Consider the following 13,864-nt stretch of genomic DNA (forward strand, 5'->3'; position numbering starts at 1 on the left):
TAGCTGGGGCGTGCTCACACCTCTTTGATGACCACGCGCTTCCCACAGAGCTTCGACCAGTCGTCATGGTCGGAAGTCAGAACGATCACGGGGGCTGGGACACGGAGCGCGAGCGCGGCGACGAGGGCGTCGATTGCGTACTTGTGTCCATGCAGCCCGGCTGCGTCCCGGAGCAGCGCCACTGCGGTGAGGGAATCCTCCTGACTGACCTGTTCCACCCGCAGCCGGGAGAGCAGCCACTTCAACCGTGCAAGGTCGGTCTTCGCTTGTACGGCTTCAACAATGGTCAGGGTGGACAGGAGGACGGGAACTCCAGCCTGCCGGGATGCCTCGATGAGAGCCGCCATGCCGCGGTCGTTGCGCAGGAGCAGAGAGAGCGCCTCGGAGTCCAGCACCAGTGAGCGGGCTGGCTGCTCCTTCACGCGGCGCCCCGCTCGACATCCTCGGCTTTCACGTCTCCGAACAGCTCGCGACGTGCGGCTTCGATCTCCTGCTCCGTGAGCGCGCCGTGCTCCTTCTCGTGGGATGCCACGATCTCGGCGAGTCCGTCCATGGCGAGCTGGTGCCTGACAGCTTCGGTGATGTAGCTGGACAGCCCGCGTCGACCGGTTCGGGAGCGGAGCTCGCTGACCAGCTCGGCGGGCATGGACACAGAGATGTTCTCGGTGGTTCCGGGGCGGGATGGCTTCACAGCCTGCGCCGTGCACCCGAGCGCCTGGACGCAGGTACACCGCCGCACCTGCGGACCGTGCGCGACACCGTGCCCATGTTCGTAGGAGCCGAGTTGCGCCACGATCACCCGATCTCATTCTCGGCACGGCGGCGGCACGGAACGCGGGTGGTACGTGTCGGTCACGTCCCTCTGACCGCTCCGATGCTCCCACGGCAGCCGGCGGCCACCTCGAAGCCCGAACAGGTGGGAACAGCATGAGCCTCTGGCTGACCCGGTTGACCCCCGATCTGCGCAGAGGGGGTGTTGAACGACCTGAATGACGCCCACTTGAGGCACCGCCGCGTCATGTCCCTCTTCCCAGACCGCCTCTCCGACACCCCCCGCAGCGACGTGGGTGCCCTCTACCGGACGGAGCCCTTGCGAGACGCGGTACAGGTCCTCGTGCAGAGTCACGTGCGGCCCGATATCGGACGCCTGCCCGAGGGCTACGCCGAGACGGGGTGCTGCACCTGAAGTCGTACCTCGACATGCTCACGGGGGGCATGCGGGTGCGCTATCGGATCGCTGCCAACCTTTCGAAACAGCTGGCCGTGCCCTCGGCGGGAGGCGGCCGGGCCGGCCAGCGGGTGGCCTTGCACGGGGAGGCCGCCGAGGAGTGGTGGAGGTCGCGTGCGACCAGGCGGGGCTCCGTCTCCAGTCCGGGCTCGTGCCCCCCGGCATCCGCTCGTCAGCCGACTCCGTGCACGTGCGGGCCTCCGATCTCACCTCGCACAGTTCGACGGGGAGGCGGAGATCCACGACGTGTCCGCCCTGCGGCGAGCCATGCGGGAGGGAATCGGAAGAGGCAAGTCCTACGGTTGCGGGCTGCTGAGCATCCTGCCGATCCGGCAACCCACCAGAGAGCCCGCCGGCCGCGGACGCCCTCCCACCTGACCGCGGCACGCCGTTCCTGACCGGCGGGGTGGGGTGACGCGGGCGGGGCATGGGTTGGGGGATGCCGAATCGACTCGTGGGGGAGACCTCCCCGTACCTCCTCCAGCACGCCGATGATGCCTGCCGGCTCGGACGCGGTACGGTGCGCGCCCGGCCGAGTCCGCCGTCACGGCGGTGCTGTCCCTGTGCCGGCCGCTCCTGTCCCTGGCGATGGCCATGGAGTCCGTACGACCTCGACCTCGACGAAAGCCCCGTGTGCGACCGCTCCTCGACGCCTCATCACCATGAGGCTGCTCGCCGTCGATCCGCTCAACGGCTGAGGGCCCGTATCGAGAACGCGTAGCCGAGGTCCACCAGTTCCCTCACGAGGTCCTCCGGCAGGGGGCGCGTCTTCAGGGACGGGACCATCAGGACGTCGCACGGCGTGGACGCGTCGGCGGCGACCGGGAAGCTCCGGTGTCCGCGGTGCGGGTCGGCGACTCGGACGAAGCCGTCGGAGCAGCTGACCCAGGGAGCCAGGGCGTAGTCGGCCCCCGCGTCGAAGCTGAGCGGCTCGTCCATGCCGTAGGCCTCGAAGAAGATTCGCGCGATCGGGTCCGCGTAGTCGGCGTAGATCTTGCGGGCGCCGCCGAACCGAACCCTGCGCTCGTCGATGTCCGCTTGGACCGGTGACTTCTCCAGCGGCACGGGAGCGCGGTCGGGCCGGCCGAGCATGTCCAGGGTGCGTTCCGCCACCGCGCGCTCGGAGAAGGCCGCCCGGCCCCGGTCGAGGGCGGCTTCGTCCACGACGGTCGTCGATCTGCGCACTGCGGCCGTGAGGGCTTCGGCCAGGGCGGCGGGGTGCACGACCGGGCCCAGCGCGGACCTGTGGACGGGGACCAGCGTCAGCTGCTCGGGGAACCACTCCTGGAAGCCTCGGTGGCCGCCCCAGGACGTCGTCACCACCTGATGGCCGTTGACCAGCGACGCGAGGACGGACGAGCCGAAGTTCTCGTCGGAGTGCACCGTGGGCGACACCAGGACGTGCGGCTCCTGGTGGACGTCGTAGAAGACCCAGTCGCGGGGCTGGGGTCCGTGCCAGGTGACCACGTCCGCCAGGCCCAGGGTCTCGGCGAGTTCCCGCAGGAACGTGCCGTAGTCGGAGTTCTTGAGCCCCATGTTGGGGCTGCCCAGGTTGTCCTCGCCGCCGTACACGTCCAGGGTCACCGGCGGCGCCCCGGCGGCGGAGTCCCGCATGAGCCACAGGGCGAACAGCAATGTGTGCAGGTTCTTCTGCTCCGAGACGCGCCCGACGTATGCCAGCCGCGTGACCTCGCCCTCCGGCCGCCGCTTCCGGCTGTTCACCTTGAACAGGTCGACCAGCGGGAAGGGGATCTGCTCGATCCGGGCGTTCGGGAGACACGCCCGGACCGTCGCTGCCTCCGCCTCGCACGTCACGACGAAGGTGTCCCGCTCGGTGAGCGCGTCCACGAGGGCCCCGAAGGCCTCGAACCCTTCGGGGCCGTCCCCGTGGACGTAGAGGGTCATCGGCGCGGGCTCCTCCGCCTCCGCCCGCAGGGAGAGCGCGGCCTTGACCGTGCCAGGCGTCACGGTGGTGAGGACGACGCGCTCCACCCGCGCGGCACGGGCGCGGAGGCGCTCTTCCATGGCGGGCGGCAGCGGCACGCAGAACGTGCTGACGGTCTGCCGCTCGGACCGGCCGATGAGGTCCCAGACGCGTTCGATGGCCGGGATGATCTCCTGCAGGCTCAGCCACCATTCCTTCTCCCTGGTGGTCAGCACGATGATGCCCTCGTTGCTCGACACGTACCCTCCCTGAGGATTGCCCCGTGACTCGCTGGTCACGGGTGAGATGTTCTGCCGCCGCGGTGCCGTACCGGCGCGCTGCCGTGCCCGCGACCGCCTCAGCCGCGGCGGATCACGAGGGTGGTGGCGTCGTCCCTGACCCCGTCCGCGCCGGTCGCGGCGGCGGCCACCAGGGCCTCCGACAGGGACTGCGGATCGTCCTCGTACCGGAGGGCCAGCGCCTCCATCGCGCCGTGCGGCACCTGGTCGTGGACCCCGTCCGACATCAGCACCACCAGCGGGGACCGGGTCCAGGCCTCCGACACGGTGGCGACGGCGGCGCTCCGCACGGTCGTGCGGACCCACTTGGCGGCCTGGCGTGGGATCTCGCCGGTGTACCCGCACAGGGCCAGGTGCTCCGCGAGGTTGTGGTCGGCGGTCAGCGGCCGCAGCCGTCCGCCCTCCAGGGCGTAGGCGCGGCAGTCGCCGACCCACGCGACGCGGATCCGCTCCTCTTCGGCCGACGCGGACGTCGACCCGGATGTCGAACACGACGCCGTAGCGACCACCGCGACGGCGTCCGGCTCCGGTTCGTTGCCTGCGCCCTTGTCGGCCACCAGTTCGGTGCCGGTGAGCAGGCCGGCGAGGCTCCCCCGGCGCGCAGCGACCCGTGCCATGACGGTGGCGAGCAGCTCCGCCACGGACGCGACGCGGTTGCTGTGGCCGATGCCGTCGACCACGGCCGCGGCGGTGGTGCCGTCGGTCTGGACGTGGACGGCGACCGCGTCTCCGCTGGGGGCGGCGGTGCCGGTCCGTGTGGCCGTGGCGACGCGGACGTTCCCGTATCCGAATGGCGTGGTCATTCAGACGACCTCGACGAGTACGGCGGACTGCACGATTCCCACGCCCTCGCTGAAGACGACGGCGTGGTCCCCCGGGGAGAGTTCGCCCGACGCGATCGCGTAGTGGAGGGCGGCGATGGGATCCGCCCCGCCCAGATGCCCGATCTCGCGTCCCCGTTCCTCGCTGGAGCGCGCGGGTTCGAGGCCTCCGAGATAGGGGAAATACTCTTCTTCGAGGACCTGGTGTCCCCTGAAAGGCAGCACCACACGGGCCACTTGTTCGCGTGCGATGCCGGCATCGGCCAGCACTTTGTCGATGACGGCGCCGATTCCGTCTCCGCGCATCTTCCAGGCTTCTTCGCGAGAGATGTCGGACGTCTCGTAGAAGGCGCGGGAACGCTGCGAGAGGACCACCGGAAGGCTGACGCCCTGGCCGAACACGCGGGGGCCTCGGTGCACCCCTTCGAGATGCGGCTGCGTGTGGCTGACCGCCGCGAGAAGGCGGGCGATTCCGTGGTCCCTGGACATGACCAGCGCCGCTCCGCCGTCTCCGAACGGGGTGTCCGGGTCGACGGTCCACCGGTCGATCACCTCTTTCGGCTGCCAGCTCTCGGCGGCGGTGACCAGAGCGGCGCCGTGTTCACCCTCGCAGGTGAGACGGGCGGCGGCCCAGCGCATGCCGTTCACCACCCCGTCGCAGCCGTTCATCAGCTGCGCCACGTCCCGGAAGCCGCCCGGTCCGAGCTCCCGCTCGAGCCACATCACGGCATTCGACATCCGGGGAGACGGGTCCAGGACCGACGTGTGGACGAGCAGCCCGACGTCGTCGAAGGTGTACCCCGACTCCGCCAGGGCCGCTTTCCCCGCGCGGGCGGCGAAAGCCGCCGGGGGCTCGTCCGCCGGAGCGACCGCGACGGTGCGCTGTCGTGTGCGCCGCGCGAGTTTTTCCGGATAACTGCCGTCCGCCACAGCCTCGGATACCGGGACGACGGGCGGCAGGTCTACTGCCGTCGCCGCGATATAGACATTGTCCCAACGAGTCATGAAGAGCTCCGTCCACCCTGATGCGGGTTGCAATTCTTCGGTCGGCCTCGTCTTTTCGACGGAACCATAACAGAGGGTCGACCTCGCCACCTGTGCAACGAAGTCGCCTTTTGCGTAAGTGAGTTGAGGCCAGCTGGACACACTTGCGCCGTCTGGCGCCCGCGTGTTCACATGACCCCGTGAATACTTTTCATGACGACATGAATCTGCGGCCGAAGACTCTCGCCTGGGTGAACCGACATCTGGGCAGCGGCGAACGGGTCGTCAAAGCCACGACGTTGCACGGCGGTATGACCGCGGAAATGCGCAAGCTGACCATCGGTACCGAGGACGCCGTCACCCGGCACCTCGTGCTGCGCAGTTTCGTCGACGCGTTCTACCTGGGGAATGCCGAGGAGTGGCTGACCAGGGAGGCCGGCGCCTTGGAACTCCTCGGCGGGACCGGGGTGCTCGCGCCGGATCTGGTCGCGGTCGACCCGACGGCCGCGCACTGCGAGTACCCGTCGCTGCTGATGACGTACCTGGAGGGCCGCTCCGTCCTCGACGACGAGGGCGTCGAGACCCGCGCTCCCCTGCTGGCCCGTCAACTCGTCGGCATCCACGCGCTCCAGCCCGTCGAGCGACCCCGAACGTTCACGACGTTGACGACGCCGGAGTCGGTCGTCGTGCCGAAGGGCGGCCAGGAGGTCGCCTGGTCCGCGGCGATCGACGTGATCCGCGATCCCGCCCCGTCATACGAAGGCCGTTTCCTGCACCGCGACTTCCAGCCGGGCAACGTCCTGTTCGACGTGCCGCCGTCCCGTCCGGACGAGGCCCGGATCATCGGCGTCGTCGACTGGTCACAGCCTTCCTGGGGTCCGGCGGACCTCGACGTCGCCCACTGCTCCACCAACCTCGCGCTCCTCCACGACCCGTCGTGGGGGCTGCGGTTCGCCGAGGCGTACGAGGAGGCGGGCGGGACGCTGGCGACGAAGCCGGGCGAGCGCCTGTACTGGCTGGTGCGGGACGCGCTGTCGTGCTCCGAGGAGGTCGACCTGTGGGCGCAGGCCTACCAGGCCGCGGGGCGGACCGATCTCACGACGAGCGTCCTGGAACGGCGTCTGGACACCTACGTCACCGGACTGATGGCCGCCCTGGGCTGACGTTCCGGCGACGTCCGCCACGCCCCTGACCCGTACGGTTCCCCGTACTGCCGAGCGCGACGAGGCACGGGGAACCGTACGGACAGGTCAGGAGCCGAGGAGGACGCTGTTCTCCAGGAACCAGTCGATGGTTCTCTTGATCCCGGCTTCGACGCTCACCTCCGGCCGCCAGCCGAGGGACCGTTCGGCCCGGCTGATGTCCGGCCGCCGCAGGCCCGGGTCGTCCTGGGGGCGGGCGACGAACTCGATGGACGAGGACGAGCCGACGAGGTCGCGGATCATCTCGGCGGTCGCGAGGACGGTCATCTCGTGCGTCCCGCCGATGTTCACCGGCCCCTGTTCGCCCGGTGCCCACAGGAGCCGGAGGATGCCGTCCACGGTGTCGCTCACGTAGCACAACGAGCGGGTCTGGCTGCCGTCCCCGGCCACCGTCAGCGGTTCTCCGGCGATGGCCTGGCGAATGAAGTTGGGGATCATCCGGCCGTCGTCGGCGCGCATGCGCGGCCCGAAGGTGTTGAAGATCCGCACGATCCGGGCGTCCAGGCGGCGTGCGTCCCGATGGGCGACGGTCAGCGCCTCGCTGAACCGCTTGGCCTCGTCGTAGACGGCGCGCGGGCCCACCGGGTTCACGTGGCCCCAGTAGCTCTCCGGCTGGGGGTGGACCTGGGGGTCGCCGTAGACCTCGCTGGTGGACGCGAGCAGGAAGCGCGCGCCCTTGTGGCAGGCCAGGTCCAGGGCGTGCTGGGTCCCGGTGGACCCCGCCCGCATCGTCTCCAGCGGACGCCTCAGGTAGTCCACGGGGGAGGCGGGGGAGGCGAGGTGAAGCACCGCGTCGACCGCACCCCTGATGTCGAAGCCGGTCGACACGTCGGCCTCCAGCAGATGGAAGCCGGAGTGGCGGTCCAGCGGCTCGACGTTGCGCACCGAGCCCGTACTGAAGTCGTCGATGCACACGACCGCGAAGCCTTCGCGCAGGAGTCGCTCGCACAGGTGCGAGCCCACGAAGCCGCCGCCGCCCGTGACCACTACACGTCCCTCGTACTGCGTCATGGTCCTTCTCCCATTGAGTTCGATGTGCCTGCGGTGTCACCCACGGCTCCAGGCGTCGCGGTGGCCTCAGACGTGCGTGACGAGGGCCGACTTCACGGAGGCGTCGAGGATGTCCAGCGCGAGGTCGAGGTCGCCGCGGGAGACGGTGAGCGGCGGCAGGAGCTTCACGACCCTGCCGTCCGGGCCGCACGTCTCCAGCAGGAGTCCGCGTTCGAACGCAGCCGCGCTGATCCGGTCGGCCGTGGCGCCGTCGGCGGTGGCCAGACCCAGGGCGAGGCCGCGCCCGCGGGCCGCCAGGCCCTCCCCGGGGTAGGAGGCCACGATCTGCCGAAGGCCTCCGAGAGCGTGTTCTCCCTTGTCCCTGGTGGACCTCTCCAGCTCGTCGTCGCTCCAGTAGTGGCGCATCGCCTCGGCCGCGGTCACGAAGGCCAGGCTGAAGCCGCGGAAGGTTCCGTTGTGCTCCGCCGGCCGCCACACGTCCAGCTCGGGCCGGATCAGCGTGAGCGCCATCGGCAGCCCGTAACCGCTGATGCTCTTCGACAGGCAGACGATGTCCGGTTCGATCCCGGCGTCCTCGAAGCTGAAGAAGGCCCCGACGCGGCCGCAGCCCATCTGGATGTCGTCGACGATGAGGAGGATGCCGTGGCTTCGGCAGACGGCGGCGAGCTTCCGCAGCCACGTGAGGCGGGCGACGTTGATCCCGCCCTCCCCCTGCACGGTCTCCACGATGACGGCGGCCGTGCCGGTGAGACCGCCCTCGGTGGCCGCCAGCAGGGCCTCGACGTCCGCGACGTCGGCCCCGTCGTCGTAGGGCAGTTGGACGCGGTCCACGAGGGGCGTCCCGGCGCTGCGGCGGATCGCCGGATCGCCGTTCACCGAGAGAGCGCCCAGGGTCATGCCGTGGAAGGCGCCGCCGAAGTGGGCGACCCACTTCCGTCCGGTGGCCTTCCGCGCCAGCTTGAGCGCCGCCTCCACCGCGTTCGCTCCGGCGGGACCGGGAAAGACGACCTTGTACGCCAGCCCTCGTGGGGCGAGGATCCTCTCCTCCAGCGCCTCCAGCAGGCCTTCTCGGGCCACCGTCCACATGTCGAGGGCGTGCGTGACCCCGTCGTTCTCGACGTAGTCGAGGAGTGCGCGCTTGAGTACGGGGGTGTTGTGGCCGTAGTTGAGCGTGCCGGCCCCGGCGAAGAAGTCCAGGTAGGACCTGCCGTCCACCCCGTGGAGCCGGCTTCCCGCGGCCCGGTCGAAGACCACCGGCCACCGTCGGCTGTAGCTGCGCACCTCGGAGTCGAGCCGCTCGGTGCTGGTCACGACGGCACACCCGACGTCCATAGCAGCGCCGCCGCGGCGGCGGACGCCTTGTGGTGGGCCTGCCGCTGCACGAGCGAGGTCACGCTGACCCCGTCCAGGACGTCGGATGTCACCTCCTGTTCGCGGACCGCGGGCAGGTCGTGCATGAACACGGCGTCGGTTGATCCGCTGAAGCGCCGCATCAGGTCCTTGGTGACGTCGAACCCCTCGAAACGCGCCAGCCAGGCCTGATCGTGGCGAGCCGCGCTCATCGACTGCCAGCGCGTCGTGTACACCGCGTCGACCGCGTCCGGCGTGTCGGGCACCGCATGGTGCTGGCGGACGACATCCTCGCCCCGGATGGCGTTCAGCGACGCGATCTCCTCGGCGGAGAACCCCGAGCCGGCCGGGCTGTAGACGTCGAGGCCGCGGAAGGGCAGCTTGCAGACGAGCAGCGCCAGCGCCCGAGCCGTGTTGTTCACCTCGCCCAGGTAGGCCAGGCGCAGACCGGTGACGTCGCCGAAGTGGTCCCGCAGCGCGCAGAGGTCCGCGATCGCCTGGGTGGGGTGCTGCTCGTAGGTGAGGGCGTCGATCGTCGCCGGTACGTGCTCCGCCAGCTCGGCCAGGTGGCGCTGCGGGCCGTTCGTGCGGGCGACGATGACGTCGAGGTAGTGGCCGAGCATCGCGCCCGTGTCGCTCCAGGTCTCCCCCGTGGAGATCTGGAGGTCGGCCTCGGCGAGGTGCAGGACGTCGCAGCCCAGGGTGCGGGCCGCGCTCCAGAACGACGTCCGGGTCCTGGTCGACGGCGCGGTGAACACCAGGCCTACCTTCGTCCCGGCCAGGCGGCCCGCGAAGGGTTCCGGATCCTGTCCGTAGCGGAACGCGAGCTCGCCGATCTCCGTGATCTCTTCCGGGCTGAGGTCCGCCAGGCTCAGCAGGGGCCGCCGGTTCGGGAATCCCACAGTCATTGAATCCACTTGCTCCTCTTACTCCTGTTTCCGCTTGCCCTGCTTCTTTCAGAGGGACCGCACCCGAGAGCGCCGCCGCCCCTGCCCGGGGCCGTGCCGCCGCGACGCCGCCGCCCCGGGCAGGGGACATCACCGGAGAACTCCGCCCCCAGGGGCGACTCCGCGCCGGTCAGTCCAGGTAGCGCTCGGGGCCGCCCTCGCGGACGGTGTCCAACGTGACGCAGTGGAATCCGCCGCCGAGCACGCGCGAGTGGCGCAGTCGCCGCGGCGCGACCGTGATGCCCTTCTTCTCCATCTCGCGGATCAGCTCGGTCTGGTTGCCGTCGACGACGGCCAGCTCGGGGCTGACCATGAGCAGGTTCATCCCCACCCAGGGGGTGCTCAGCGTCCGCGGGAGGAGGGGCGCCACCGGCTCGTTGATCGGCGGGCACCAGATCACGTCCCACCCCTTCAGCGGCTCCGGGATGGTGTCCTCGGTGACGCGCTCGGGGTTGAGCAGCACGAGGCCCGGCCGCAGGAAGGTGATCGTGCTGTCGATGTGTGTGCCCTGGTAGAGGCCGCGCAACGGGTGGACGCGGATGTCGCCCAGCAGCTCCAGGATCGACTCCAGCCAGCGGAGGCCCATCTCGTTGCCGCTGCGGGAGACCTGGTAGAAGACGTCGCGGCCGAGCCGCAGGACGTTGGCCGCCTCGAAGGCCGGCTCCGCCTCGCCCAGGGTGGGGTTGCCGTTTTCGTCGGTGGGGAACAGCTCGTCCCGCAGCTGTGGCCGGGGGGCGCCGAGCCAGTGGGCGCCGCGCCGCAGGTAGTCCTGGAAGAGGTCCCTCATGTTGGACAGCTCGAAGTACCGGCCGCGTGACGGGCTCGGCGCCTCGATGATCGTCGAACCGATGACCAGGGCGAGGTCCCGGGGGCAGTAGGAGTGGCGGCCCTTGGTCTTCCAGCCGGGGCCGCCGAACTCCTGCTCGTGATCGGACGCGGGCGGCTGGTGCACCACCACGCCCATCTCGCGCAGGGTCGTCACGAGGTCGGCGAGGTCCTCGTTCGTCTCCTCGATGACACGCTTCGGGAACTGGCCGCCGACCTGCTCCCGCTCGGACGGGGTGAGCTCGGGGTAGTCGTTGAGCCAGGCCGACACGTCGGTCTGCGACGGAACGCCCGCGCCTGTCGCGTCGCCGACGACGATCTCCCGCAGCGGGCTGAACTCGTCCCAGGAGTTCACCGCCTTCGCCCCGAACTCCGGTCGCGGCGCACTGTCGGTGCCAAGGTCTGCTGCGGACTTCGTATCCGGTACCACGGTCATGTGTGTGGGTCCTCCTCTGTCCTCTACGGTTCCTCTGGCTCTGCTACTCCGGAATGCGGGTGCCCCAGCGGCGGAACGTCAGCGCGCTGCCGCAGATCATCGTGCGCATCAGCCAGCGGTCCTTTCCGTCGAAGCGTGCGGTGAACGGCGTACGGGCGTGGACGACCCGCTTGTTGTCGAAGATCAGGAGGTCGCCCCGCTCCATCACGTGGGAGACGGCGGCCTTGTCCAGCGCCACGCCCAGGTCCCGCAGGGCCGCCGCCGCCTCGGCGTCGGCCTCGTCGACCACTTCGAGGTGGTGGGTGTCGTAGGCGATCTCCGGCGACGCCTCCGAGCCCGTCAGGATCGGGAGGGGGCGTTTCGGCATGTCGTCGGGCAGTACGTGGGCGGGGTCCGGCCGCACGTGATAGCGCGGCTGCCGGAGGATCGCGATCTGCTCGGCGGGGAGGTCGACGTCCTTCACGCGGGCGTACTTGGACGCCGCGGAGGTGTCGCCCCGGAGGCAGAGGAGGCCCGCGTAGTCGCAGCGGTCCTCGCGGAAGCTGTCCTCGCAGTGCCAGTCGAGCATGCCGGTGCTGCTCTGGCTGGTCTGGGTGAACTCCATCTTCTGCACCGGCACCATGTTCTGGACGATGCGCCCCTTGTACAGGCTCGCGTAGTTGAAGGGCTCGCCGAGCATGACTGTCACCGCGGTGAGCAGCAGTGAGGCGCGCTGTGCCGGGCCGGGCGGCGGTGGTGCGTACGGCGCCACCGCAGTCTCGGGAAGCTCGGCGCTGTCCGGCAGGAGGCCGCGCAGGAGGATGACGTCCCCGTCCGGGGCGTAGCGCCGGTAGGCGGTGACGTGGCGGCGTACGGAGGCCGGCAGGAACGCGTTCGCTTCGAGCGCCAGGTCGACGAATTCATCGGGGGTGAGGGTCTCGAGGTCCCTGCTGCCCACGAGCGTGCCGATGGCCTGCCACAGCTCTTCGGCTTCGTGTGGCTGTATCTCGATCGTCGCTGTCGGCGACTTCGTTGTGGATTCCACTCCGATGCCCTCTCATTTCAGCGTTTCACATTCGAGCGTGAACAGATGGCGCGAACCGGCAAGGGGAAGGTGGCGTCGTGTCTCGGCGAGCACCTTGGAGGCGGTGCACGGAACCGCCGCGAGAAAGGGGCGCGCATCGCCCTCGCTGCCGCCCTGTCGTTCCGTCATATTCTTCGCCACGGAATTCCCCTCGGTATTTCCCGTCGAGGAGAACGGTCGGCGGTGGCGATGTGGTCCGCACTCGGCGTGTTCCCCATCTGAGCACGCCCCGTGGCGCCATCGCAAGGTCCGCCGGCACCACGGGAGCAGAGCCGCTCTCCGTGCATGCCGACAGTTGGACACTCGGGGCCGCGAGGGCATCCGCCGCACCGGCTCGCCCTGTGCAGATGCGGATTTCCGCGATTGCACAACCGCTCGCGACACGGTGTGAAGCTTCCGTGAGATTGGGCCGAAACTACCTTTCCCGGGTGAATTCGGTGAACGCGTGAAGGGGCACGTCCACGCTTCGGCGAACCACCCCAGGTGATACCCAGGACCACGGAGACAGAGGGCGGCTGGTGCGCTCCGGTGTGGGTGGAACCGCCCAATCGGCACATCGGCCACGCCCGACCTAAACACGTCAACATGCGCGCTTTTGCGCGATCTTTAAACAACTAAGCTGCAATATTCGAAAAGTGGAATATGGTGTTCCAGGCCGACTCCCCATTGACCTCATCTCGGTGCATGACGCACGATCATCGATGGACGCACCAGTGGGGGAGTCGTTTCATGAGTACGCCTGAAATTGAGCTGACCCAGCATGATGTCGAAGCCGTACTGAGGCAGTTTTCACCCGATGAAGATCTACCAGTGGTGGAAGTTCCGGTCACCGAGTTGATCCTCGCTGAATCGCCCCGTTCGCAAGGAATCTGCGCATCCCACGTCCACACCCTCACGGAAACCGACGCCGCTCTCCCTCCCATTCTCGTGCACTACGAGTCGATGAAGGTGATCGACGGCCTCCACCGAGTACAGGCGGCCATCCTCAAAGGGGAGCGGAAAATTCGGGCCCGCTTTTTCAGGGGCAGTGACGACCAGGCCTACCTGCTGGCGGTGAAGCTCAACACCACGCACGGCCTTCCTTTGCAACTCGCGGACCGGAGAAATGCTGCCCTCCGCATACTCTGCATCCATCCGGAATGGTCGAACCGAGCCATTTCCGAGATCACCAGACTCTCTGACAAGACGGTCGCTAAACTGCGCGTTCAGAAATCAGGAGGATCCGAGAAGCAGCGGCGCAGGGTGGGAAAGGACGGTCGGTCCCACCCGATGGACGTCAACTACGGGCGCCTCCGGGCGAGCCAGGTCATCGCCGACCGCCCGGACGCCTCGCTGCGCGAGATCGCACGGGCCGCGGGCGTGTCGCCGAACACCGCGAGGAGGGTGCGGAACAGCCTGCGCGAAGGACGGACCCCTCTCCTCAAGCCGACCGCCGAGAAGGTCGGTTCACTCATGGAGGCCGACACCGGGAACAGGTCCTCCTTGCGCTCCCTCGCGACGGCCGTGTCGTCGATTCCCCTCGACACCCGCGGACCGAGCTGGCTCAAGCTCAAACGCGACCCCTCGCTGAGGTCGACGGAGACGGGACGGTTCCTGCTGCGCAGCCTGAGCCTGCACGCCCTCACCTCCGACACGTGGGAGAGGGTGATCGAAACGATCCCCCCGCACTCCGCCAACGCGGTGGCCGACGTCGCCCGCAGGTGCGCGGCGGCGTGGCAGGAGCTCGCCGACAGGCTTGAGGGTCGGGGAACCGACACGTCCACATGAGGAGTCT

The 13,864-nt window shown here is 69.2% G+C and carries 15 protein-coding genes; 4 read left to right on the plus strand and 11 right to left on the minus strand.

Annotated elements, in window-relative coordinates; all coding sequences use genetic code 11:
* Positions 1–14 precede the first annotated feature (14 nt).
* Both AC0682_RS14135 and AC0682_RS14140 read right to left on the minus strand, forming a co-directional pair.
* Positions 15–422: a type II toxin-antitoxin system VapC family toxin gene (locus tag AC0682_RS14135; protein ID WP_478532994.1), complete on the minus strand. Its 408-nt coding sequence runs from the start codon at positions 420–422 to the stop codon at positions 15–17.
* Positions 419–691 carry a hypothetical protein gene (locus tag AC0682_RS14140; RefSeq protein ID WP_478533044.1) on the minus strand — a complete coding sequence of 91 codons (273 nt, stop codon included), beginning with the start codon at positions 689–691 and terminating at the stop codon, positions 419–421. The genes AC0682_RS14135 and AC0682_RS14140 overlap by 4 nt, the downstream gene beginning before the upstream one ends.
* A gap of 282 nt (positions 692–973) precedes the next feature.
* Here AC0682_RS14140 and AC0682_RS14145 point away from each other — a divergent pair, with 282 nt between their 5' ends.
* A complete protein-coding gene (locus AC0682_RS14145; protein ID WP_478532996.1) occupies positions 974–1,186 on the plus strand; it encodes a type I-E CRISPR-associated protein Cas6/Cse3/CasE in 213 nt (70 codons plus the stop codon).
* A gap of 156 nt (positions 1,187–1,342) precedes the next feature.
* Positions 1,343–1,606: a type I-E CRISPR-associated protein Cas6/Cse3/CasE gene (locus tag AC0682_RS14150; protein ID WP_478532997.1), complete on the plus strand. Its 264-nt coding sequence runs from the start codon at positions 1,343–1,345 to the stop codon at positions 1,604–1,606.
* A gap of 309 nt (positions 1,607–1,915) precedes the next feature.
* Here the strand turns inward: AC0682_RS14150 and AC0682_RS14155 are convergent, their stop codons facing one another.
* The 3 genes from AC0682_RS14155 to AC0682_RS14165 all read right to left on the minus strand — a co-directional run bounded on the left by AC0682_RS14155 (position 1,916) and on the right by AC0682_RS14165 (position 5,367).
* Positions 1,916–3,412 carry a glycosyltransferase gene (locus AC0682_RS14155; protein WP_478532998.1) on the minus strand — a complete coding sequence of 499 codons (1,497 nt, stop codon included), beginning with the start codon at positions 3,410–3,412 and terminating at the stop codon, positions 1,916–1,918.
* Between the two features lie 98 nt (positions 3,413–3,510).
* Positions 3,511–4,254, minus strand: coding sequence for a SpoIIE family protein phosphatase (locus AC0682_RS14160; RefSeq protein ID WP_478532999.1), 744 nt, complete (start codon positions 4,252–4,254; stop codon positions 3,511–3,513).
* Positions 4,255–5,367: a 3-oxoacyl-[acyl-carrier-protein] synthase III C-terminal domain-containing protein gene (locus AC0682_RS14165; RefSeq protein ID WP_478533000.1), complete on the minus strand. Its 1,113-nt coding sequence runs from the start codon at positions 5,365–5,367 to the stop codon at positions 4,255–4,257.
* A gap of 110 nt (positions 5,368–5,477) precedes the next feature.
* Between AC0682_RS14165 and AC0682_RS14170 the strand changes: the two genes are divergently transcribed.
* Positions 5,478–6,419, plus strand: a complete 942-nt coding sequence (locus tag AC0682_RS14170) for a phosphotransferase family protein (protein ID WP_478533001.1) — start codon at positions 5,478–5,480, stop codon at positions 6,417–6,419.
* Positions 6,420–6,506: 87 nt separating this feature from the next.
* Here AC0682_RS14170 and AC0682_RS14175 read toward each other — a convergent pair whose 3' ends face one another.
* The 6 genes from AC0682_RS14175 to AC0682_RS14200 all read right to left on the minus strand — a co-directional run bounded on the left by AC0682_RS14175 (position 6,507) and on the right by AC0682_RS14200 (position 12,231).
* Positions 6,507–7,469 carry an NAD-dependent epimerase/dehydratase family protein gene (locus AC0682_RS14175; protein ID WP_478533002.1) on the minus strand — a complete coding sequence of 321 codons (963 nt, stop codon included), beginning with the start codon at positions 7,467–7,469 and terminating at the stop codon, positions 6,507–6,509.
* Between the two features lie 66 nt (positions 7,470–7,535).
* A complete protein-coding gene (gene ectB, locus AC0682_RS14180) occupies positions 7,536–8,801 on the minus strand; it encodes a diaminobutyrate--2-oxoglutarate transaminase (RefSeq protein ID WP_478533003.1) in 1,266 nt (421 codons plus the stop codon).
* Positions 8,777–9,727, minus strand: coding sequence for an ornithine carbamoyltransferase (locus tag AC0682_RS14185; RefSeq protein WP_478533005.1), 951 nt, complete (start codon positions 9,725–9,727; stop codon positions 8,777–8,779). The genes ectB and AC0682_RS14185 overlap by 25 nt, the downstream gene beginning before the upstream one ends.
* 169 nt (positions 9,728–9,896) lie before the next feature.
* A complete protein-coding gene (locus AC0682_RS14190; RefSeq protein WP_478533006.1) occupies positions 9,897–11,027 on the minus strand; it encodes an inosamine-phosphate amidinotransferase 1 in 1,131 nt (376 codons plus the stop codon).
* Positions 11,028–11,070: 43 nt separating this feature from the next.
* Positions 11,071–12,051 carry a TauD/TfdA family dioxygenase gene (locus tag AC0682_RS14195; RefSeq protein ID WP_478533007.1) on the minus strand — a complete coding sequence of 327 codons (981 nt, stop codon included), beginning with the start codon at positions 12,049–12,051 and terminating at the stop codon, positions 11,071–11,073.
* A gap of 12 nt (positions 12,052–12,063) precedes the next feature.
* The gene (locus AC0682_RS14200; RefSeq protein ID WP_478533008.1) at positions 12,064–12,231 is read right to left on the minus strand and encodes a hypothetical protein; all 168 of its coding nucleotides are present in this window, start codon (positions 12,229–12,231) and stop codon (positions 12,064–12,066) included.
* A gap of 588 nt (positions 12,232–12,819) precedes the next feature.
* Between AC0682_RS14200 and AC0682_RS14205 the strand changes: the two genes are divergently transcribed.
* The gene (locus AC0682_RS14205; RefSeq protein WP_478533009.1) at positions 12,820–13,857 is read left to right on the plus strand and encodes a hypothetical protein; all 1,038 of its coding nucleotides are present in this window, start codon (positions 12,820–12,822) and stop codon (positions 13,855–13,857) included.
* Positions 13,858–13,864: the final 7 nt, after the last annotated feature.

This window comes from Streptomyces sp. NPDC043746 (assembly GCF_056436485.1).

Bases quoted from the DNA above. Each gene is read 5' to 3' on its own strand.
- AC0682_RS14205 (WP_478533009.1), top strand. From the start codon at position 12,820: ATGAGTACGCCTGAAATTGAGCTGACCCAGCATGATGTCGAAGCCGTA.
- AC0682_RS14175 (WP_478533002.1), bottom strand. From the start codon at position 7,469: ATGACGCAGTACGAGGGACGTGTAGTGGTCACGGGCGGCGGCGGCTTC.
- ectB (WP_478533003.1), bottom strand. From the start codon at position 8,801: ATGGACGTCGGGTGTGCCGTCGTGACCAGCACCGAGCGGCTCGACTCC.
- AC0682_RS14170 (WP_478533001.1), top strand. From the start codon at position 5,478: ATGAATCTGCGGCCGAAGACTCTCGCCTGGGTGAACCGACATCTGGGC.
- AC0682_RS14160 (WP_478532999.1), bottom strand. From the start codon at position 4,254: ATGACCACGCCATTCGGATACGGGAACGTCCGCGTCGCCACGGCCACA.
- AC0682_RS14190 (WP_478533006.1), bottom strand. From the start codon at position 11,027: ATGACCGTGGTACCGGATACGAAGTCCGCAGCAGACCTTGGCACCGAC.
- AC0682_RS14185 (WP_478533005.1), bottom strand. From the start codon at position 9,727: ATGACTGTGGGATTCCCGAACCGGCGGCCCCTGCTGAGCCTGGCGGAC.